Origin of the sequence: Eikenella longinqua, assembly GCF_001648355.1 — a bacterium.
Taxonomy (GTDB): Bacteria; Pseudomonadota; Gammaproteobacteria; order Burkholderiales; family Neisseriaceae; genus Eikenella; species Eikenella longinqua.
In genome coordinates this window covers 141,163-161,789 of the sequence record NZ_LXSL01000011.1, presented here as the reverse complement: position 1 = coordinate 161,789, position 20,627 = coordinate 141,163, and the positions used below count along the sequence as shown (strand labels likewise).

Sequence of the window (20,627 nt, the reverse complement as noted above, 5' to 3'; positions counted from 1 at the left end):
GGTTTTGTGTTTGGTGGGTCGTGAGCGGCTCGAACGCTCGACCTACGGATTAAGAGTCCGCTGCTCTACCAACTGAGCTAACGACCCGAATGGAAGATGCGCATTGTAAAAATTGTTTAACTCGGTGTCAAGTATGGTCGGAAATGGGGAGGCTACCTGAAAACTAAAAAATGGTTTTCAGGTAGCCTTTTGCCGCATAGACAAGCCTACCTACACTACCAGCCAAGCCTTTTTATGCTGATACATCAAATAGTCGGCGATTTCCCCGTCTTCGTATGCCAGGCGGGATTCTTGATCAGGGGTACGCGGGATGCGTTCGTCTTGGCGCACGAATTCCAATAAATGGGTTTGGCCGTCTTTTTGCAGCTGCAAGGTGCAGCGGTGCTCGGTAAGGGTGCAGTCGGTGATTTCGCAGCCGGTGAGCAGGGGAGAGAGTTCGTCCCATTCGGCTCCGTTCAAGCTGCCGACCCAACCGCGTGCGGCGGTGTGGCCGCATGGGTAAATTTCTACTGCACGGTTGTCTAGCAGCGTGTTGTATCCTGCGTGCCATGCTGTGTAAACCAAGTATTCGTCTGTGTCCAACAGCAGCCCGAAAAAGCCGGGGCCGCCCATGCCGTAAGTGCCCAGATGGGTGCAGAAGCCAACAATTTTGCGTCCGATGGGGGATTTGGCTGCCAAATATTCGGGGCGGCTAAACAGCAGCACATCGCGCTTGAAGCGCATGAAGCCGTAAACCATATAGGCGCGGTTGGCCTCGCGGCGCGACAGGCCGACGGCGTAATACGGCAGCCAGCCTTGCTTGTACCATTGCGGCACTTCTGCTTTGGACACCATCATGCAACAGCTTTCCACATTGCCCTGTTGCAGGTCTAAATAAGAGAGGCTTGTCATGTGTTTGATCCTTATGTATTTCCAGGCTACCTGAAAAAAGGTGGGCATCATTGCCCACCTTATTGCTGCGGATATTTTAACTTCGTTGAAGCTGACGGTTTAGCTTCGCAGAAACTCCGCTTCCTGTGGAAACTTTGTTTTCAAGTAGCCTCAACCGGCTTAAGCGTAATCCCGCTCTTCGCCCTTGCCGTCCACATTCTCCGCACAGCGGGCGCACAGGGTCGGGTGGTGCGCCACGCTGCCTACGCTGTCCACATAGTGCCAGCAGCGTTCGCATTTGGCGGATTGGCTGGGGCGCACGCTGATTTGGGCTTCGGCTTCGCCGCCGTTTTGCAGCGCGGCGGACGAGACGAGCAGCACGAAGCGCAGTTCGCTGCCCAAGGCGGCGCAGGGGCGGTATAGCTTTTCAGGCAGCCTTAAATCGACTTCGGCTTGCAGGGACGATCCGACGGTTTTGTCGGCGCGCAGTGGCTCGATGGCGGCGTTCACCAAGGCGCGGGCTTCGCGCACGGCCGTCCATTTTTCCAGCAGCGCGGCTTCGCTGGCGGCGGGGATGGGCGGGAAGTCGTGCAGGGTGTGGTAGAGCACGCTGTCTTCTTCGCCGCCGCCGATGATGTCCCACGCTTCTTCGGCGGTGAAGCAGAGGATGGGCGACATCAAAAGCACGAGGCTGCGGGTGATGTGGTAGAGCGCGGTTTGCGCGCTGCGGCGGGCGTGGCCGTCTTTTTTGGTGGTGTAGAGGCGGTCTTTCAGGATGTCGAGATAGAACGCGCCCAAGTCTTCGGAGCAGAACTGCACGATGTCCTGCACGGCGAAGTGGAAGGCGTAGCGCGGGTAGTGGCTGCCTGAAACCTTTTCCTGCAACTGCCGCGCCAGCACGAGGGCGTAGCGGTCGATTTCCACCATATCGGCCTGCGGCACGGCATCTTCAATCGGGTTGAAGTCTTTGAGGTTGGCAAACAGGAAGCTGAGCGTGTTGCGGATGCGGCGGTAGCTTTCGGTTACGCGTTTGAGGATTTCTTTGGAAATCGCCAATTCGCCGCTGTAATCGGTGGCGGCCGCCCACAGGCGCAGGATGTCCGCGCCGAATTCGTTGTACACCTCCTGCGGGGCGACCACGTTGCCGATGGATTTGGACATTTTGCGCCCGTTTTGGTCCACCACGAAGCCGTGGGTGAGCAGTTGTTTGTAGGGCGCGCGGCCGAGTGTGGCGCAGCCGGTGAGCATGGAGGATTGGAACCAGCCTCGGTGCTGGTCGCTGCCTTCCAGATACAAATCGGCCGGCCAGGCGAGCTCGGGGCGTTGTTTCAGCACGGAAAAATGGGTGCTGCCTGAATCGAACCACACGTCCATGGTGTCGGGCAGTTTGTCGTAGTGTTCGCAGTCTTCGGGCGACAACAGCTCGGCTTTATCGAGCTCGAACCAGGCGTTGATGCCTTTTTTCTCGATGAGCAGGGCGATTTTTTCCAGCAGCGCGGCGGAATCGGGGTGCAGCTCGCCGGTTTCCTTGTGGGCGAAGAAGGTCATCGGCGTGCCCCAGAAACGCTGGCGGCTCACCACCCAGTCGGGGCGGCCTTCAATCATGGCTTCCAGCCGCGCGCGTCCCCATGCGGGGAAGAATTCGGTGTCGTCCACGGCTTTGAGGGCTTTGTCGCGCAGGGTTTTGCCGTCTGCGCCGGCTTTGTCCATGCCGATAAACCATTGGCCGGTGGCGCGGTAAATCAGCGAGGTTTTGTGCCGCCAGCAGTGGGCGTAGCTGTGGGTGATTTTTTCGCTGGCGAGCAGGCGGCCGTTTTCTTGCAGCCATTCCAAAATCACGGGGTTGGCTTCCCACACGCTCATGCCGGCCACGCGCGGCACTTCGGCGATATATTTACCCTGCGCGTTCACGGGGTTGTAGAGCTCGATGCCGTATTGGTTGCAGACGGCGTAGTCTTCCAAACCGTGCGCGGGGGCAGTATGCACGAGGCCGGTACCGGCATCGGTGGTAACGTGGCTGCCGTTCAGAATCGGGATGTCGCGCTCGATAAAGGGGTGTTCGGCTTTCAGGTTTTCCAAATCCGCGCCGGTGCATTCGGCAAGGATGGGGCTACCTGAAAAACCGCAGCGTTCCAGTGCGGCTTCGGCCAAATCTTTGGCGAGAACCAGTTTGCCGCGCGGCGTGTCAATCAATTGGTACACAATGTCTGCACCGGCGGAAATGGCCTGGCTGGCGGGCAGCGTCCACGGCGTGGTCGTCCAAATCACGGCAAAGGCGTCGCCCGAAATTTCAGGCAGCCTGAAAGCCTTGGCCAGCGCAGCGTTGTCTTGAAAACGGTAGGCCACGTCGATGGCGGGCGACACTTTGTCTTTGTATTCCACTTCGGCTTCGGCCAGCGACGAGCCGCAGTCCAAGCAGAACTGCACGGGCTTCGCGCCGCGATACAGGTAGCCTGCTTTGTAAATCTCGCCCAGCGTGCGCACGGTGTCGGCTTCGGTTTGGTAGTCCATGGTGAGGTAGGGGTCGTCCCAATCGCCGATAACGCCCAAACGGATGAAGTCTTTTTTCTGGCGCAGAATCTGCTCGGCGGCATACTGGCGGCACAGCTCGCGGAATTTGGAAGGCGGCATTTCCTTGCCGTGCAGTTTTTCCACCATCACCTCAATCGGTAGGCCGTGGCAGTCCCAGCCCGGCACATAGGGCGCGTCGAAACCCGCCAGCGTTTTGCTGCGGATGATGATGTCTTTCAAAATCTTATTGACCGCATGACCGATGTGGATGTCGCCGTTGGCATAGGGCGGGCCGTCGTGCAGGATGAATTTGGGGCGGCCGGCGGCGATTTGGCGCAGCTTCTGGTAGCGTTTTTCGTCCTGCCACTGCTTCACCCATGCCGGCTCGCGCTTGGCAAGGTTGCCGCGCATGGGGAAGGGGGATTCGTAGAGGTTTACGGTTTGGGAGTAGTCGGTCATGGTGGTCTCGGTTTGGCAGGCGGGTTCAGACGGCCTGCGCTGCGGTTGGAAGGATAAGGAAAACAAGCCGCCGATTTTATAAGGATTTGGCGCAAAAGGCTACCTGAAAGCGGGATTGCCGGTTTCAGGTAGCCTGTGATGCGAGCGGAAAGGCTACCTGAAAAACGGATTTTGCTGTGATGAGGTTTGCGTTTTAGCTTCGCTGAAACTCAGCCTTGCTTTGCAAGACATCGTTTTCAGGTAGCCTTTTGGTGTTCCGGTAGCCTGTGTGCCGTATGGAAACACAAAGGGAAAGGCTACCTGAAAACTTAGCTGCATGGCGTTTCAGGTAGCCTTTAAGCGCGGCGGATGGGTTTACTGCGCCGGCCGCTCCGGCTCTTCGGTTACGAAGCCGACTTTGCTCAGGCCGGCATCGCGCACGGCGCTGAGGGCTTTCTCCACGTAGTCGAACTGGGCGTTTTTGTCGGCGGCGATGGCGATAACCTGGTCGGGGTTGGTTTTGGCCAGCTCTTGCAGCCGGCTTTCCAGCGCCTGCAGGGAAATCTGCTCGCCTTCGGCCAGGTGGTAGCTGCCGTCGGCGGAGATGGAGAGGCGTAGCGGGTCTTTGGGCTGCGCGGCGTTTTCCGCCACCTGTTTGGCCGAGGCGGTGGGCAGCTCCAGCGGGATGGAGTGGGTCATCACCGGCATGGTGATCATGAATACGATCAGCAGCACGAGCATCACGTCCACCAGCGGGGTAACGTTAATGTCGGCCATCGGGGCGTCGTCGCCGCTGTTCATCGAGCCGAATGCCATGGCTTACTCCTTGTCGTTCATGATTTTCACGTGCAGGTCGTAGGCGTAGGCGTCCATATCCTGCGCCACTTGCCGGTTGCCGTGCACGATGAAGTTGTAGGAAAGCACGGCGGGGATGGCGGCAAACAGGCCCACGGCGGTGGCCACCAGCGCTTCGCCGATGGGGCCGGCCACGGTGGCGATGTTTACCTGGCCTTGCAGGCTGATGTTTTCCAGCGCGTGATAAATGCCCCACACCGTGCCGAACAGGCCGATAAACGGGGCGGTGGCGCCCACGGAGGCGAGGATGGTGAGCCCGCCGTTGAGGCCGCGCTTGGCGATGTTCAGGGTGTTGCGGATGTGCTGCACCAGGTAGTCGCCCAGCGGAATGGTAGTGAGCGGGCTGGCGGGGTTGGCGCGGTATTGGCGCGCGGCGCGGATGGCGGATTCGGTGAGCTCGCTCAGCGGGGAAGGATGGGCTTTGGCCAGCCGCAGCATGTCTTCCATGGAAGAGACGGTGGCCACGGCTTCGATGGTGCCGCGGTTGGCGTGGCGCACTTGGTGCAGGCGGATGCCGCGCACGATGATGATCCACCAGGTGGCGACGCTCATCAGCACTAAGATGATGAAGACGCTGATCAATACTATGTCGCCTTGGGCGAAAACGTGTCCTAAGTTCATGATGCTCCTAAATGATGCTGTTGTTTATATGATAAATGCGGGAAATCGGGCTGCCGCCTAGGGGGCGGTAAAGCGGAGGGTGAAGGTGTAGCTGGCGCGCACCGGCTGGCCGTTGCGTTTGGCCGGGGTAAAGGTGTAGCGCTCGCGCACAGTTTTCTCGGCAGAACGGCCGAACAGCGGATGGGTGGCGGACAGCACTTCCACGCTGGAGGGCTTGCCGTTGGCTTCCACCATCACGCGCAGGCGCACAGTGCCGCTGATGCCTTCTTCTTCCAACTGCGGCGGATAGGGCGGTTTCGGGTTGTTCAGGTAGCCGCCGAGGTGGGAGGGGTTGCTGTCGCCGCCACCGCCGCCCGTACCCGGGCCGTTGCCCGTGCCTCGACCGCTGCCGTGGCCGCCGCCTTCGCCGGAGCCGGAACCCGGCCCGCGGCCGCTGCCTTGGCCGGGCCCGACGCCTGTGCCTTGGCCGCCACCGCTGCCGCCGCCCGAACCGGCAGAGGGCGCGCCGTGGCCTTGGCCGCCGCTGCCACCAGCATTGTGGCCGCCGGCGGTGTTAGACGGCGCGTTGGCCGGCGGATGGTTGGTGGGTGCCACGGGTTTGGTTTCGGGGCGCGGCTCGGGTTTGGGCTCGGGGCGCACCGGTTTGGCTTCGGGCTGAGGTTTGGGCTGAACGATGTCGGCCGGGCGGTCGTTGCGTTCCACCGGCTTGATTTGGGCGCGCTGCTCTGGCGCGGGCTTGGGCTGAACGGGCTTGGGTGTGTCCGGCTTCGGCTGCGCTTGCGGGGCGGGCGGCTGCTCGGGCTGGCCGGAGGAGGGCGCGGGCTCTTCTTCCACCACCACATCGCCGCCCTGGCCGCCGCCACCCCCGCCGCCGCCGAGCATGCCAAGATCGACAAAGCTCAGCCCGGGCGGCTGGGCGGGCAGTTCTGGCGGTTTGATCGAGACCAGCAGCCAATACAGCAGGACATGGGCGGCGATCACGAACAACAACACGGCCGGTGAGAAAAAGCGGTTTTCGGTTTGCATGATGGGGCGGTATATTAATGCGAACTATTTCTGTTTGCAAGGAATTTTTATGGGCGGCGCGGAAGGTGCGTTTCGATGAAGAAGGCTACCTGAAAAACGGGGATTTTCAGGTAGCCTTCTTATGATGCGGCGGCTTGGCGGGCGTTTTAGCTTCGCAGAAACTCCGTTTCCTGCGGAAACTTCGTTTTAGCTTCGCAGAAACTTCGTTTTCAGGTAGCCTCTACTTGGCTTTGGCGCAGGGCGGCGATGCGTTCGCGGGCGTTGGGGTGGCTGTCGTACCAGCGGGCATACCAGCGGTCGTTCACCAGGCTGGCGGCGTTGCTGCGGTAGAGCTTGATGAGGGCGGAAACGAGGTCTTCGGCGTGGGTGTGTGCGGCGGCGAAGCGGTCGGCTTCGAATTCGTTGCGGCGCGAGGAGAAGCTGCCCAAGGGCGTGAACGGGAAGGCAAACACGGGCAGCACCAGCATCATCAGCAGCAGCGCCATGGCGTGGCTGGGGTAGGCCACGCCCAGCCCGTGATACACGGCGGCGAAGTGGATGATTTGCCCGAGGGCAAACAGCACCAACAGCGCGAGCAGGAAGCGCACGGCAATCTGCTTCACGATGTGGCGGTGTTTGAAATGGCCGAGCTCGTGCGCCAGCACGGCTTCCACTTCCTGCGGCTGCATGCCTTGCAGCAGGGTGTCGAAGAAGACGATGCGCTTGTTTTGGCCCAGCCCGGTAAAATAGGCGTTGGCATGGCCGCTGCGCTTGCTGCCGTCCATCACGAAAATGCCTTTGCTGGCAAAGCCGGTGCGCGAGAGCAGGTTGGTGATGCGCTGTTGCAGCACTTCGTCGGCCAGCGGCTCGAAGCGGTTGAACAGCGGGGCAATCCACTTGGGGAACGCCCACAGCATCAGCAGGGAAAAGCCCAGTCACAGCAGCCACACCCACAGCCACCACAGCGCGCCGGCCGCGCCCATCAGATAAATCACGGCATACAGCAGCGGGATGCCGATGAGCGCGCCCAGCAGCAGGCCTTTGATTTGGTCGGCAAAGAAGGTGGCCAAGGTCATCTTGTTGAAGCCGAAGGCGGCTTCCAAGCGGAAGCTGCGGTAGAGCGCGAAGGGTTGCGACAGAAGGCTGCTGGCCAGCGAAAACAGCACAATCAGCAGCACGCCTTGGGTGAGCGGCGAAGCGCTGAGGCGGGCGGCGGCTTGCGCGAGCAGGTTTAGCCCGCCGCCGAGGGTGAAGAGCAGCAGGAGCAGGGTGTCGTAGAGAATCTGCCAGCGTGCAAGCCGCTGTTTGGCCAGGGCGTAGTCGGCGGCTTTTTGGTGTTCTTCTAGCGTAACCACCGCGTTGAAATCGCGCGGCACGCGGTGGCGGTGCAGCAGTACGGCGCGGCTTTGGCGCAGCGACAAATAGAGTTGCAGCAGGGTGGATAGGGCGGTGAAGGCGAGGAAAACGTAGAAAACGGTGTGGGCGGACATGGGTGAATCGGTTTGTTTGATCGGAAACGGCGGCAGTATAAGCCAATCTGCGTTTGCGGCACTAATAGCGGATGAAAATAAGAATGGGACAAGGCGGCGGGCCGTAGGCAGTGCACGCGTTACGGCAAGGCGAGCCAACGCAGTTTAATTCACTATACTTTGCCGGCGAGCCGGATTGGGCGGCCGAGTGGCTGAAAATGCCAAAAACCGGCGGATAAGGGGCGAAAAAAGCGGCGCATATAAAAATATGCGCCAAATCTACAAAGGAGAAATAGAGGAGAAACTTGTTAAGCAGTCATTCCTGGCTACCTAACGAGGCCGAATTATACGGGGGCTTGCGGGGGTGGGCAAGGCTAATACTATGATTTAACCTGCTTTTTCTTGATTGTAAGTAAGTGTGAAAACGGGTGGCTAGCGGACTGAAAGAGCAGCGGAAATTAAATATACGACAGGACGGTGGGGCATGGGCTTGTGTGCCAATCAGGCGGCGGCTTGCAGGTGGTGTGGGGATAATTAAGCTGAGTTGAGTGAAATGTGGCGATATGGTTTGTGGGAAAGGCTACCTGAAAATATCGGAGGGTTTCAGGTAGCCTTTCCTGTTTTGTGTTTGGCGGGAATGGGTGTTCTTTGGATGTTGGTTTCACTATGCTTGGGGATGCGTTTTCAGGCAGCTATAAATTTTCAGGTAGCCTGTATGCTGGTGGAGGCTACCTGAAAATTTGGGCGGCGGGCGGGCTTACAGGCCGTCCCAGTCGTTGAGCATGACGCCGATGCCGATGCTGTTGTGTTTGTGGTTGTAGTCGAGCAGGCTTTCGCCGTAGCCGTGGAAGCCTTGCACGTAGCCTTTGAGCCGGCCGGCAATGGGGAAGGTGTAGTCGAGCTGGAGGCCGCCTCGGCCGCTGGAGGGGTTGTAGCGGGCGAGGGCGCCCAGGCTGTGGCGGTTGTTGAGGCGGTAGTGCAGCTGGAGGTCGCCGTAGCCCATGTAGCGGTTGATGTCGGAGTTGTCGTCGTCGCCGCTTTTTTCAGGTAGCCGCCACCAGAGGCGGGGGATGACTGTGAGTTTGCCCCATTCCATGCCGGCCATGGCGTAGACGCGGTTCCAGGATCGGGAGATGGGGTCGCTCTGGCCGTTGGATTGGTGGACGGCGCCGATGCCGAGCATGCGCAGGCTGCCGCCGCCGGGCAGGGAGGCTTTCACGGGCTGGGTAAGGAAGATTTCGGGCTCGTAGTCGGTGTTGCGGAAGGGGGAGGACATGGAGCCTTGGTATACCTGCCAGTGGGAAACTTGGGTGTAGCCGAACCAGAGGTCGGCGTTGGTGCCGAATAGGTCTTGCAGCAGCTTGGTTTTGAAGGAGATTTGCATCTTGGCTTCGATATGGTTTTGGTTTTGCTGCTCTTTGATGGCGGAGGTGTGCTCGGGGGAGGACGGGTTGCGGTTGGGGGCGCTGTTGTACCAGCCGGGCAGGAGGTACATGGGGCGGTGGGCGCGGGCGGTGAGGATGCCGGTTTCGTGGTTGACGTCGAGGTCGTAGGCGAGGCTGAGGGGGGTGTAGGCTTGAGGCTGGGTGGGGGCGGCGGGGGGAGTGGTGAGCACGATTTGCGGGCTGCGCTGCTCTTGGCTCTGCTCGATGCTTTTTTCCAAGTCGATGGCGGGTTTGGCTTCGGCGGAGTCGGGCAGGGCTTGGGTGGGGGGTAGCTGGGCGCCGAGGGTGCGGTCGTAGCAGGCGAGGCGGGCGGCGGGGTCGCTGATTTGGGTGCAGGCGAGGGCGGGCTGCGGCACGGTTTGGGCGGCAGACTGGGCGGCGGCGAGGAGGGTGCCGGTGCAGAGGAGGAGGCGGGTGTTGTTCATGGTTCGGTGTGTTGTTGGCGGGTGGGGCGGGCTACCTGAAAATGGGCGGGCGGTTTGGCTGAGTTTGGCGGTGCGGCGTTTGGCCTGTTTTAGCAAAACTCGCTTTGCTCGTTTTAACTGCGTTGAAGCTACGCTTTCAGGTAGCCTTTTGCGGTGCGGCCGCCTGAAGCCTGTCTTCAGATTTTGCCCATACGGTAAAACAGGTCGGCCAGGGCGGCCAGGCGCAGGGTGTCGCAGCCCCAGCGTTCGGATTGGATGCCGCGCATCCAGGATAGGGGGCGCACGCTGCGCTGCAAGGTGCGGATTATAGCGGGGTTTTGCCGGCTCAGGCAGGTTTTGCACAAGCCGGCGGCTTGGTCGAGCAGGCCTTGGCGGCGGAGGTTGTCGGCGGTGGATTGCAGGTAGCACAGCCAGTCGCGGCCTTGGCAGAGCGGGAGGCTGAGCACGAGTGCGGGGTTGTCTTCAAAGTCGATGAAGCCGATGCCGCCTTCTGCGGTGAGCACCATATTGCGGGCGAAGGCCTGGCTGAGGTATTGCCCTTGGCGGTGCACGGCTTCGATGGCGTGCAGTCCTTGCAGCCAGCCTTCGAGGCTGCCGGTTTCGATTTGTTTTTCGATGGCGATGAGCAGGGTTTGCTCGCCCACATGGCTCATCAAAAGGGCGTTTTCCTGTACGGCGAGAAGCCGGGGCGCGGTGATGCCGGCGGCGGCCAACTCGCGCAGGCGGCCGGCTTCGATGGCGATACCGGCGTTGCCGCCGGGGTTGGGCACGGGGGTGAGCACGCCGAGGCGGAGGATTTTGCCTAGGCCGTTGAGCAGGCTGTAGCGCCAGGCGGCTTGGCGCGGGGCGGCTTTGCGCAGCCACACGGTTTCGCCGTTGCTGAGGGTGTGGCGGGCGATGGTGGCGGTTTGGGCGGCGGCGAGGGAGGCCAGTTGGGCGGCGTAGTCCATGGCAGGCGGGAAAATGGGGAAAGCGGCATTATATAGCGAATCAAATTAGCTTTCGATACAAGGCAGCGAGCCGCAGGCAGTACAGGAGTACGGCAAGGCGAGCTAACGCCGTAGCGAAAGTTAAGTTGGTTCGCTATAGCGGATATGCTTGTTTGATCGTGTAATGGCGGGGAAGGCTTCGGGCTACCTGAAAATTCTGGCTGCGCAGAAACTTCGCGGCGCTGTGTTTTTTCAGGGAGCCTGTTTGATGAGCCGTTTCCCATTTAAGGATGAGGCAAGGAGAGCCGGCGCAGCATTGTTCTTAAATATGGCGCAACGGCATCGCGCCCAAACCGCCCGCTCCCCCATGAAGAGCCGCACTAAAATGCGCTACAATGCGCCCTACCCACCACCCGCCCACGGAAGCGCACATGATCTACGGCATCGGCACCGACATCCTCTCCATCAGCCGCATCGAAAAGCTGCACGCCAAATACGGCCACGCGCTGGCCGAGCGCCTGCTCAGCCGCATCGAGCTTTTGGAATGGCGCACCGCCGGCAACAAAACCAACTTCCTGGCCAAGCGTTTTGCCGCCAAAGAAGCCTTTGCCAAAGCCGTGCACACCGGCCTGCGCGCGCCGGTTACGCTGCACCACATTTCCATCGCCCACGACAAGCTCGGCCGCCCCGAGTTTGTGGCCGAGCCGCCCTTGCAGGCCTGGCTGGATGAGCAGGGCATCGCCCGCGTGCACCTGAGCTTGAGCGACGACAACGGCACGGTGGTGGCCTTTGCCGTGGCCGAAAAAGCCTAGCCCCATCCCGGTAGGGGACAAAAATTAAAACAACAAAAACCCGCACATCAATTTTCAGGTAGCCTTCCGCATGGCAGGCCACCTGCAAACCAGTTAATCCAAAGCCAATAGAGAAAGGAACCCGCCATGTTTTACAGCCGCGACGTCGTGAGCAACACCCTGCTATACGAACGCCCCGCCGACAGTATGGACGCTTTCGGCCAATCCCTGGCCGAAATGCGCACCGCCCAGCGCCGCTTTGCCGCCGCCGGCGTGCAGGCGCGCGTGGCCATGCTTGCCGCCTTCGCCGACCGCCTCGAAGCCGAAAAACCCCGCCTCGCCCGCATGATTTGCCAAGAAGTCGGCCGCTGCCTGCGCGAGTGCGAAGCCGAGATGGAAAAGTCCGTTTCCCTCATCCGCTATTATGTGAAGCTCGCCCCGCAGCTTTTGCAACACCAAACCATCGCCACCCAGGCCAGCCTCAGCCAAGTGCGTTTCGAGCCGCTCGGCGTGGTGCTCGCCGTGATGCCGTGGAACTACCCCGTGTGGCAGATTATCCGCTTTGCCGTGCCCGCCCTCTGCTCCGGCAACGCCTGCCTGGTGAAACCCGCGCCCAGCGTGGCCCGCGTTACCGCCGCCCTGTTCGACACCGTGGGCAGCGAGCTGCCCTGGCGCCCCGCCTGGCTCGCCCATGAAGACGTGGAGCACGCCATCGCGCACACCAACGCGCTCGCCTTCACCGGCTCCGCCGATGTCGGCCGCCGCCTTGCCGCCTACGCCGGAGGCTACCTGAAAAAATCCGTGATGGAGCTCGGCGGCAGCAACGCCTTCATTGTGCTCGACGACGCCGACATCGCCCAAGCCGCCGCCGACGCCTGCTACGCCCGCTTCCGCGACGCCGGCCAATCCTGCAACGCCGGCAAACGCATCATCCTCACCAGCGGCATCGCCGCCGAATTCACCCATCTCTTCCTCGAACACTGCCGCCGCCTCACCCGCGGCAACCCGCTCGATCCCGACACCACCCTCGCCCCGCTGCACCGCAAAGACCTCCAGCTGCAAGTGCACGAACAAGTGCAAGACGCGCTCGAACACGGCGCCAAGCTCCTGCTCGGCGGCGAGCTGCCCAACGAAGCCGATACCACCTTCTACCCCGCCACCGTGCTGGACAACATCACCCCCGCCTGCCGCATGTACCGCGAAGAAGTGTTCGGCCCCGCCGTGGGCATCTTCCACGCCCGCGATGCCGCCGACGCCGTGCGCCTGGCCAACGACAACCCCTTCGGCCTCGGCGCCAGCATCTACTCCGCCAACCTCGACAAAGCCTGGGAGCTCGGCCAGCAAATTGAAGCCGGCAGCGTGTTCATCAACCGCCACACCAGCAGCGATTTGCGCCTGCCCTTCGGCGGCGTGAAAGATTCCGGCTTCGGGCGCGAGCTTTCCGAATTCGGGCTGTATGAATTTGTGAACGTGAAAGCCTATTGGCAGAAATAGCGCGGCAGGCAAAAGGCTACCTGAAAGCGAAGCTTCAACGCAGTTAAAACGAGGTTTGGGCGCAGCCCAAGCTGAGTTTCTGCGCAGCCAAAATTTTTCAGGTAGCCTCTTCCCGCCACGGCATCGGCCTGCATCATGAGCGTGAGCATCCTATATTTTGAAGAAAACCGGCCCTCGGCCGATTACGCCGGATACGGCGAAGTAAACCGCTTCCGCCTTCCCGAAGCGTTTGAAGCCTCGCCCATCACGTTGCGGCGCAAGGGGAAAAGCATCGCGGCTTGGGAATTTGGCTGGGGCGCGGCATCGGCCGTTTATCGACCCGGTTCCGAATTGCCGCAGCAGCTATCGCAATTTATCGCCGAGCGCCTGCGCCACCCCTGCGTGCAGCCCGTGCTGTTTATCTTCATCAACGATAATCACGCCGATTTAAACCCCGACAAACACCAGCCCGCCTCCATCCCGCTGGCCGATTTGCCTGAGCTCTTCGCCCGGAAAACGTTTAACGGCCTATTCCTGATTGAAAAATAAGCGCCGGCAAGCCGCTTGAGGCTACCTGAAAATCATTTAGACACACACAAGGACACCTATGTCGGTCGGACACTACGAAAACTTCCCCGTCGGCTCGCTGGCCCTGCCGCGCCGCCTGCGCCGCCCCGTGCACGCCATCTACGCCTTCGCCCGCACCGCCGACGATATGGCCGACGAAGGCAGCCTGCCCAACGAAGAACGCCTGCGCCGGCTCGACAGCCTGTGCGCCGAGCTCGGCCGCATCGCTGCCGGCCAAAGCCCGCACACCGAGCTCATGCAGCGGCTCCAGCACGAAGCCGTGCAGCCCTTCAGCCTCCCGCTCGAGCCCTTCTACGATCTGCTCTCCGCCTTCAGCCAAGACGTGGTGAAAACCCGCTATCAGCACTTCGGCGAGCTGGTGGACTACGCCCGCCGCAGCGCCAACCCAATCGGCCGCCTGCTGCTGCACCTCTACGGCCACACCGACCCGCTCAGCCTCGCCCAAAGCGACGGCATCTGCACCGCCCTCCAGCTCATCAACTTCTGGCAGGACGTGGCCGTGGATTGGCAGAAAGGCCGCGTGTATCTACCGCAAGACGACCTGCAAAAATTCCGCGTGAGCGAAGCGCAAATCGCCGCCGGCCAGGCCGACACCGCCTTCCAACGCCTGATGGCGCACCAATGCGAGCGCGTCCACAAAATGCTCAAAGCCGGCTCCCCGCTGGGCAAAACCCTGCCCGGCCGCATCGGCTTCGAGCTGCGCCTGATCATCCTCGGCGGGCAAACCATCCTGCGCAAGCTGGAAGCCAACCGCTACGACGTGTTCACCCGCCGCCCCGTGCTCGGCGCGAAAGATTGGTGGCTGATGCTGAAACGGGCTTGGCTGAAGCGTTAGTATTAGGCAAAGCACAATTAGAAAGGCTACCTGAAAATAAAGTATTGCGAAGCAAGGATGAGTTTCTGCAAAGCTAAGAGTTTTCAGGTAGCCTTTTTCTAGGGTAGAAAAATGACAGTCCAATCAGGCACGGCTATAATTCGCCTGATATAACAAAAATTTACAAAATCATAGTCTATCGGTTTATAAAATTTATTAAGGATTTTAATATGATGCAGACATCAAACAAACAAATTGTATCTATCCAACAAGCCTTCCTTAACGACCTCGACGAAAAACTCTGGTCATCCGCCGACCGCCTCCGTCAGCAGCTCGATGCCGCGAACTATAAACATATCGTTCTCGGGCTTATCTTCTTAAAATACATCTCCGACAGCTTCACCGCCCAGCAAGCCAAAATCTTGGCGGAACTCACTGATCCTGAAAATCCACTTTATCTTGACCGCACTTTTTACGACACCGAGACGGAATACCAAAAAGCCCTTAATGCTGAACTGGAAAACCGCGATTATTACACCGCCGACAACGTGTTCTGGGTGCCTGCCTCTGCGCGCTGGCAAGCCTTGCAGGAAGTCTCGATTCTCAACACAGGCGCAGAACTCCCTTGGGGCGGGAAATTCGCAGGCGTGGCACGGCTGATTGACGACGCCTTTGACGCCATTGAAAAAGACAACGAAAAACTCAAAGGCGTACTGCAACGCATCAGCGGCTATGCGGTGGATGAAGACACCTTGCGCGGGCTGATTATCCTCTTCTCCGACACCAACTTCACCGCGCCCACCTACAACGGCGAACCCGTGCATTTAGGCGCGAAAGACATACTCGGGCACGTTTACGAATACTTCCTCGGCAGATTCGCCCAAGCGGAAGGCAAACGCGGCGGGCAGTATTTCACCCCAAAATCTATCGTTTCCCTCATCGTCGAAATGCTCGAACCCTACAAAGGGCGCGTGTACGACCCCGCCATGGGCAGCGGTGGCTTCTTCGTGCAAACCGAACGCTTTATCACCGCCCACCAAGGCAACATCAACCAAGTTTCCATCTACGGGCAAGAGTTCAACCCGACCACTTGGAAACTCGCCGCCATGAATATGGCAATTCGCGGCATTGATTACGACTTCGGCAAACACAACGCCGACAGCTTCGCCCAACCGCAACATCTCGACAAAAAAATGGACTTCATCATGGCGAACCCGCCGTTCAACAGCAGCGACTGGTGGAGCGAATCCCTCGCCGACGATCCGCGCTGGGCATACGGCATACCGCCAAAAGGCAACGCCAACTTCGCGTGGCTGCAACATATGATTTACCACCTCTCGCCCAACGGCAAAATGGCTCTCCTGCTCGCCAACGGCTCGATGAGCAGCCAAACCAACAACGAAGGCGAAATCCGCAAAGCCATCGTGCAAGCCGACCTTGTAGAAGCCATGGTCGCCCTGCCCGGTCAGCTCTTCACCAACACCCAAATCCCCGCGTGCATCTGGTTCTTAAACCGCAACAAAGCACGCAAAGGCGAGGTACTGTTTATCGATGCACGCCAAATCGGCTATATGAAAGACCGCGTATTGCGTGATTTCACGCTTGAGGACATCGCCCAAATCGCCAACACCTTCCACGCATGGCAAAAATCCGACAGCTATGAAGACAAGCCCGCCTTCTGCAAATCCGCCACCTTGGAAGAAATCGCAGGCAACGATTTTGTGCTAACCCCGGGCAGATACGTCGGCACAGCAGAACAAGAAGACGACGGCGTGCCATTTGCAGAAAAAATGCAAAATCTGACCGCTCTTTTAAAAGAACAGTTTGCAAAAAGCGCGGAATTGGAAGCGGAGATTAAGAAGAATTTGGGGGGATTGGGGTATAAGTAAAATTCCATTAAATGAATTTATAATTTTACAACGTGGTTTTGATTTACCGAGTAGCAAAAGAATTGCGGGAAATGTTCCTGTTGTAGCTTCAACAGGAATTGCTGGTTATCACAATGAGATAAAAGTGAAAGCACCAGGCGTCGTAATTGGAAGAAGCGGAAGTATTGGAGGTGGACAATATATTGAAAAAGATTTTTTCCCATTAAATACAACGCTATATGTAAAAGATTTTAAAGGACATTATCCAAGATTTATCTATTACTTACTAAAAAGTATTGATTTTACAAGTTTTAATGTTGGAACTGGTGTACCCACATTAAATCGAAATCATTTATCTAGTATTCTAATTTCAGATTTAGGTATAGATAAAGAGAAAGAAATAGCTAATATTCTTGGTAGCCTTGATGCAAAAATCCAACTCAACACCCAAATCAACCAAACCCTAGAACAGATCGCCCAAGCGATTTTCAAAAGCTGGTTTGTGGATTTCGACCCCGTCCGCGCCAAAGCCGCCGCCCTTCGTGACAGCAAAACCCAAGCCGAAGCGGAACTTGCCGCAATGTCGGCAATCAGCGGAAAAACAACGGAAGAACTCACCGCACTTGAGCCAGAACGCTATGCGGAATTGGCAGCGATTGCGGCTGCGTTTCCGAGTGAGATGGGGGAAGTTGATGGGGTTGAAGTGCCAAGGGGGTGGGAGGTTAAGCGCATTGATGAAGTCATCAAAAAAATCCCAGTCGGCAAAAAATACAGCTCAAAAACGGCATTTTCAGAAGGTTTGGTGCCTATTTTAGATCAAGGACGATCAGGCGTTATCGGTTACCACAATGATAAAGCAGGTGTAAATGCAAGCATTGAAGATCCAATTATTGTATTTGCCAATCACACTTGTTATATGCGTTTAATTTCTTACGATTTTAGTGCTATTCAAAATGTATTTGCCTTCAAGGGGAAAGAATGCAATTTGTATTGGCTTTATCTTGCTACGTTAGGAAAACAAGAGTTTGTGGAATATAAAGGGCATTTCCCTGATTTTTTAATTAAGGAAATTATTGTTCCACCAGAAGAATTAACAGAATTATTTGGGAAATATGTCAAAGAAAATTTCTCAAAGATTTTTGTAAATGATAAAGAAAATTCTAGTTTGGCTAAGATTAGAGATTTGTTGTTGCCTAGATTGTTGAGTGGCGATTTATAGAACGTATTTAACAGGGCGTGTGCAACACGCCCCTACGGGGATTTTTATGATTAACGAAAATGATATTGAACAATTAACGCTAAAACGTTTGGAAAAACTCGGCTGGGAGCATTTCTACGGCAAAGACCTGCCCGTTGCCGAGGGCGAATTTGCCCGTGGCGATTTGGGCGGGGTGGTGTTTGTAGAGCAGCTGCGTGCGGCGGTGCGTAAGCTCAATCCACAGCTACCTGAAAATGCGGTGGATTCTGTAGTGGCTTTGGCGACGAAGAGCGAAATCGGCGAGCTGGTGGGGCGGAATCAGGCGTTTTATCAGCTGTTGCGTGATGGCGTGAAGGTGGAATATCAGCAAAACGGTGAGCAGAAATTTGATGTAGCGCGTTTGGTGGATTTTGAAAATGTAGAAAACAACCGCTTTGTGATGGTGAACCAGCTGGAAATCCGCAGTCGTAAAGGTGGCAAGCGGATTCCCGATATTATCGGCTTTGTAAACGGCTTGCCGCTGGTGGTGTTTGAACTGAAAAATCCGTTGCGGGAATCGGCGGATTTATTGCAGGCGTTCAATCAGTTGCAGACGTATAAAGATGAAATCGCCGATTTGTTCGTTTATAACCAAACGCTGATTATCAGCGACGGCTTGAATGCGCGGCTGGGTTCGCTGTCGGCGGATTTTCAGCGCTTTACGCCGTGGAAAGTGGTGGACGAAAAAGCGGACAGCAAGCGATTGGATTTTGGCGATGAATTGCAAAACTTGCTCAATGGTTTGATGACGCCACAAAAATTGCTGGATTATGTGCGTTATTTCGTGCTGTTTGAGCGTGACTCTGACGGTTCGCTCATCAAGAAAATCGCCGCTTATCATCAATACTACGGCGTGAATGAAGCGGTGGAATCCACGATTTTTGCCACAAGCGAACAGGGCGAAAACGCATCGGCGTGATGTGGCACACGCAGGGTTCGGGCAAGTCCATTTCGATGTTGTTTTACGCGGGCAAGCTGCTTTCTCAACCTGAATTGAAGAACCCGACGATTTTAGTTGTAACCGACCGCAACGATTTGGACGGTCAGTTGTTCCAAACATTCAGCAGTGGCAAAGCCTTGATTAAGCAAACGCCGCAACAAGTGGAAGACCGCGATGCCTTGCGCCAATTATTGAGCGAGCGGGAATCGGGCGGAGTGTTCTTCACCACCATTCAAAAATTCGGCTTGGACGACGAAGAGAGCCAATTCCCCGTGCTGAACAATCGTTCCAACATTATTGTGATCAGCGATGAAGCTCACCGCTCCCAATATGGCTTTACGCAAAAACTGCATAACGGCAAATTCCAAGCTGGTTACGCCCGCCATTTGCGCGATGCTCTGCCGAATGCCTCCTTTATCGGCTTTACGGGTACGCCAATCAGTCTTGAAGATCGCGATACGCAAGATGTGTTTGGGCAGTATGTGTCCATTTACGATTTGCAAGATGCGGTGGAAGATGGCGCGACCGTGCCGATTGTTTATGAAGCGCGCCAAATCAAGCTAGCGGAAAATGTAAACCACGAGGAGCTGTTTGCGGAAATTGACGAGCTGCTGGAAGGCGAAGATAACCCGAAATTGCGCCTGCGGGAAAAATTGCTCGGTTCGGAAGCACGGTTGCACGATTTAGCGGCCGATTTCGTCGAGCATTTTGCCAAACGCAATCAGCAGCAAGAAGGCAAGGCGATGATTGTGGTGTCTAGCCGTCAAATTTGCGTGGATTTGTACAATCAGATTATCGCCCTGCACCCTGAATGGCATTCCGATAACATCAATGAAGGCGCGATTAAAATTGTGATGACCGGTTCGGCTTCGGACGCACCCGAAATGCAGAAGCACGTTTACAGCAAGCAAGAAAAGCAAACGCTGGAACGCCGTTTTAAAGACCCAGCCGATTCGCTGAAAGTGGTGATTGTGCGCGATATGTGGCTGACGGGTTTTGATGCGCCGTGCTGTAACACCATGTATCTCGACAAACCGATGAAGGGGCATAACCTGATGCAGGCGATTGCGCGCGTGAACCGTGTGTTCGCCAACAAAAGCCGCGAAAACGGCGGGCTGATTGTCGATTATGTCGGCCTGGCGGAAGAGCTGCGCGACGCAACGCTGCAATACACCAACTCCACCGGCAAAGGGCAACTGGCGGAAGATGTGCAGAGCGTGTTCTTCAGAATGAAAGAACAGCTGGAATTTGTCCGTACTTTGTTCAATACAAAAATCGAAGGCAAAACCTTTGATGTTCAGGCGGCAATTCAAAAAACCGAACCTGCGGTATTGATCAAAGCCATCGCACAAGCGGCGAACCATATCGCCACGCTCGATCAGCTGCCCAACGAAGGCAAAGCCTACGAGCAGCATTGGCACAATACAGACGACCCAGAACCGCGCAAAAAGGCCTTTCTCAAAGCCGTCGGCAGTTTGAAAAAAGGCTATGCCTTATGCGGTGCGTTGCCTGAAGCCGAGCCTTATCAGCAAGAAATTGCTTTTTATGATGCGGTGCGTGCTGTACTTTCTAAACGTTCGCAAAATGGCAAAGGCGCAAATGAACGCTTGATTCAGCTCAAAGCCTTGATTAACCAAAGCATTGTGTCGGAAGGCACGATTGATCTGTTTGACCTGCTCGGCAAGGAACAAACGCAGATAAATCTGCTTTCCGACGAATTTTTGCAGGCAATCAAAAACTCTGAGACCAAAAGCCTGTGGGTGCTGGCGATGGAGCGTTATTTGAAGCAGGAAATCAAAGCCAAAGCCAGCCGCAACCTGACCGCACAAAAAGATTTTGAGCAACGCTTGCAAGAAGCACTCACGCAATATCACAATCATAATTTGAGCGTAGTGGAAATTCTCGATGCCCTCGTGCAAATGGGGCGGGACTTTTCCGAGCGCTTATCGCGTGGCGAAAAACTGGGTTTAAACACCGCAGAATTAGCGTTTTACGACGCACTAACCCAAAATGACAGCGCAAGAGAACTGATGAATGATGAAGTGCTTTCCAAATTGGCAAAAGAAATTACCGATATTTTGCGTAAATCGGTGAGTATCGATTGGCAACACAAAGAAGCCGTGCGGGCAAGAATCCGGTTGCTGGTTCGCCGCGCCTTGCAGAAATACAAATACCCGCCCGATCAGGCAGAAGGGGCGGTGGAATTTGTGCTGAAGCAGGTGGAGGAGATTGCGGATGAGTTAGCTGGTTAAGGAAATGTATATGGTGTGTAGTCTTAGATAAACAAAGGCTACCTGAAAATTTTGGCTTCGCAGAAAGTTCGCTGCACTGTATTTTAACTTCGTTGA

Annotated in this window: 17 protein-coding genes and 1 tRNA gene; 8 read left to right on the top strand and 10 right to left on the bottom strand. The window is 57.0% G+C overall.

All coding sequences use genetic code 11. The features are described from left to right. Positions 1-11: 11 nt before the first annotated feature. The 10 genes from A7P95_RS01445 to A7P95_RS01405 all read right to left on the bottom strand — a co-directional run bounded on the left by A7P95_RS01445 (position 12) and on the right by A7P95_RS01405 (position 10,589). Positions 12-87: transfer RNA gene (locus A7P95_RS01445), tRNA-Lys, on the bottom strand. 123 nt (positions 88-210) lie between these two features. Beyond that, on the bottom strand, positions 211-891 hold the full coding sequence (locus tag A7P95_RS01440; RefSeq protein WP_067590356.1) for a hypothetical protein: 681 nt from the start codon (positions 889-891) through the stop codon (positions 211-213). Positions 892-1,050: 159 nt separating this feature from the next. Beyond that, positions 1,051-3,840, bottom strand: coding sequence for an isoleucine--tRNA ligase (gene ileS, locus A7P95_RS01435; RefSeq protein ID WP_067590353.1), 2,790 nt, complete (start codon positions 3,838-3,840; stop codon positions 1,051-1,053). Between the two features lie 354 nt (positions 3,841-4,194). Continuing rightward, on the bottom strand, positions 4,195-4,635 hold the full coding sequence (locus A7P95_RS01430; RefSeq protein WP_067590033.1) for an ExbD/TolR family protein: 441 nt from the start codon (positions 4,633-4,635) through the stop codon (positions 4,195-4,197). 3 nt (positions 4,636-4,638) lie between these two features. After that, a complete protein-coding gene (locus A7P95_RS01425; RefSeq protein WP_067590026.1) occupies positions 4,639-5,295 on the bottom strand; it encodes a MotA/TolQ/ExbB proton channel family protein in 657 nt (218 codons plus the stop codon). 57 nt (positions 5,296-5,352) lie between these two features. Continuing rightward, on the bottom strand, positions 5,353-6,321 hold the full coding sequence (locus tag A7P95_RS01420) for an energy transducer TonB (protein WP_067590023.1): 969 nt from the start codon (positions 6,319-6,321) through the stop codon (positions 5,353-5,355). Positions 6,322-6,530: 209 nt separating this feature from the next. Continuing rightward, positions 6,531-7,217 (bottom strand): M48 family metallopeptidase, encoded by a 687-nt coding sequence (locus A7P95_RS12400; protein ID WP_342667759.1) that lies wholly within the window; start codon positions 7,215-7,217, stop codon positions 6,531-6,533. A gap of 18 nt (positions 7,218-7,235) precedes the next feature. Further along, positions 7,236-7,790, bottom strand: coding sequence for a M48 family metalloprotease (locus A7P95_RS12395; RefSeq protein WP_342667758.1), 555 nt, complete (start codon positions 7,788-7,790; stop codon positions 7,236-7,238). Between the two features lie 736 nt (positions 7,791-8,526). After that, entirely contained in the window at positions 8,527-9,639 is a 1,113-nt protein-coding gene (locus A7P95_RS01410; RefSeq protein WP_067590021.1) for a phospholipase A, read from the bottom strand. Between the two features lie 176 nt (positions 9,640-9,815). Continuing rightward, positions 9,816-10,589 carry a BUD32 family EKC/KEOPS complex subunit gene (locus A7P95_RS01405; protein WP_067590018.1) on the bottom strand — a complete coding sequence of 258 codons (774 nt, stop codon included), beginning with the start codon at positions 10,587-10,589 and terminating at the stop codon, positions 9,816-9,818. Between the two features lie 410 nt (positions 10,590-10,999). Between A7P95_RS01405 and acpS the strand changes: the two genes are divergently transcribed. The 8 genes from acpS to A7P95_RS01370 all read left to right on the top strand — a co-directional run bounded on the left by acpS (position 11,000) and on the right by A7P95_RS01370 (position 20,531). Beyond that, the gene (acpS, locus tag A7P95_RS01400; protein WP_067590015.1) at positions 11,000-11,380 is read left to right on the top strand and encodes a holo-ACP synthase; all 381 of its coding nucleotides are present in this window, start codon (positions 11,000-11,002) and stop codon (positions 11,378-11,380) included. Positions 11,381-11,506: 126 nt separating this feature from the next. Then, positions 11,507-12,853: an aldehyde dehydrogenase family protein gene (locus tag A7P95_RS01395; protein WP_067590012.1), complete on the top strand. Its 1,347-nt coding sequence runs from the start codon at positions 11,507-11,509 to the stop codon at positions 12,851-12,853. 135 nt (positions 12,854-12,988) lie between these two features. After that, positions 12,989-13,381 (top strand): hypothetical protein, encoded by a 393-nt coding sequence (locus A7P95_RS01390; RefSeq protein WP_067590009.1) that lies wholly within the window; start codon positions 12,989-12,991, stop codon positions 13,379-13,381. Positions 13,382-13,439: 58 nt separating this feature from the next. After that, positions 13,440-14,255 carry a squalene synthase HpnC gene (hpnC, locus tag A7P95_RS01385; RefSeq protein ID WP_067590006.1) on the top strand — a complete coding sequence of 272 codons (816 nt, stop codon included), beginning with the start codon at positions 13,440-13,442 and terminating at the stop codon, positions 14,253-14,255. A 209-nt stretch (positions 14,256-14,464) separates the two neighbouring features. After that, positions 14,465-16,123, top strand: a complete 1,659-nt coding sequence (locus tag A7P95_RS01380; RefSeq protein WP_156503457.1) for a class I SAM-dependent DNA methyltransferase — start codon at positions 14,465-14,467, stop codon at positions 16,121-16,123. Further along, positions 16,059-17,321 carry a restriction endonuclease subunit S gene (locus tag A7P95_RS01375; protein ID WP_218916345.1) on the top strand — a complete coding sequence of 421 codons (1,263 nt, stop codon included), beginning with the start codon at positions 16,059-16,061 and terminating at the stop codon, positions 17,319-17,321. The genes A7P95_RS01380 and A7P95_RS01375 overlap by 65 nt, the downstream gene beginning before the upstream one ends. 19 nt (positions 17,322-17,340) lie before the next feature. Continuing rightward, positions 17,341-18,258, top strand: a complete 918-nt coding sequence (locus A7P95_RS12100) for a type I restriction endonuclease (RefSeq protein WP_245636538.1) — start codon at positions 17,341-17,343, stop codon at positions 18,256-18,258. Continuing rightward, complete coding sequence (locus A7P95_RS01370; protein ID WP_245636543.1) at positions 18,258-20,531, top strand: type I restriction endonuclease subunit R; 2,274 nt, start codon at positions 18,258-18,260, stop codon at positions 20,529-20,531. The genes A7P95_RS12100 and A7P95_RS01370 overlap by 1 nt, the downstream gene beginning before the upstream one ends. The last annotated feature ends 96 nt before the right edge of the window (positions 20,532-20,627 follow it).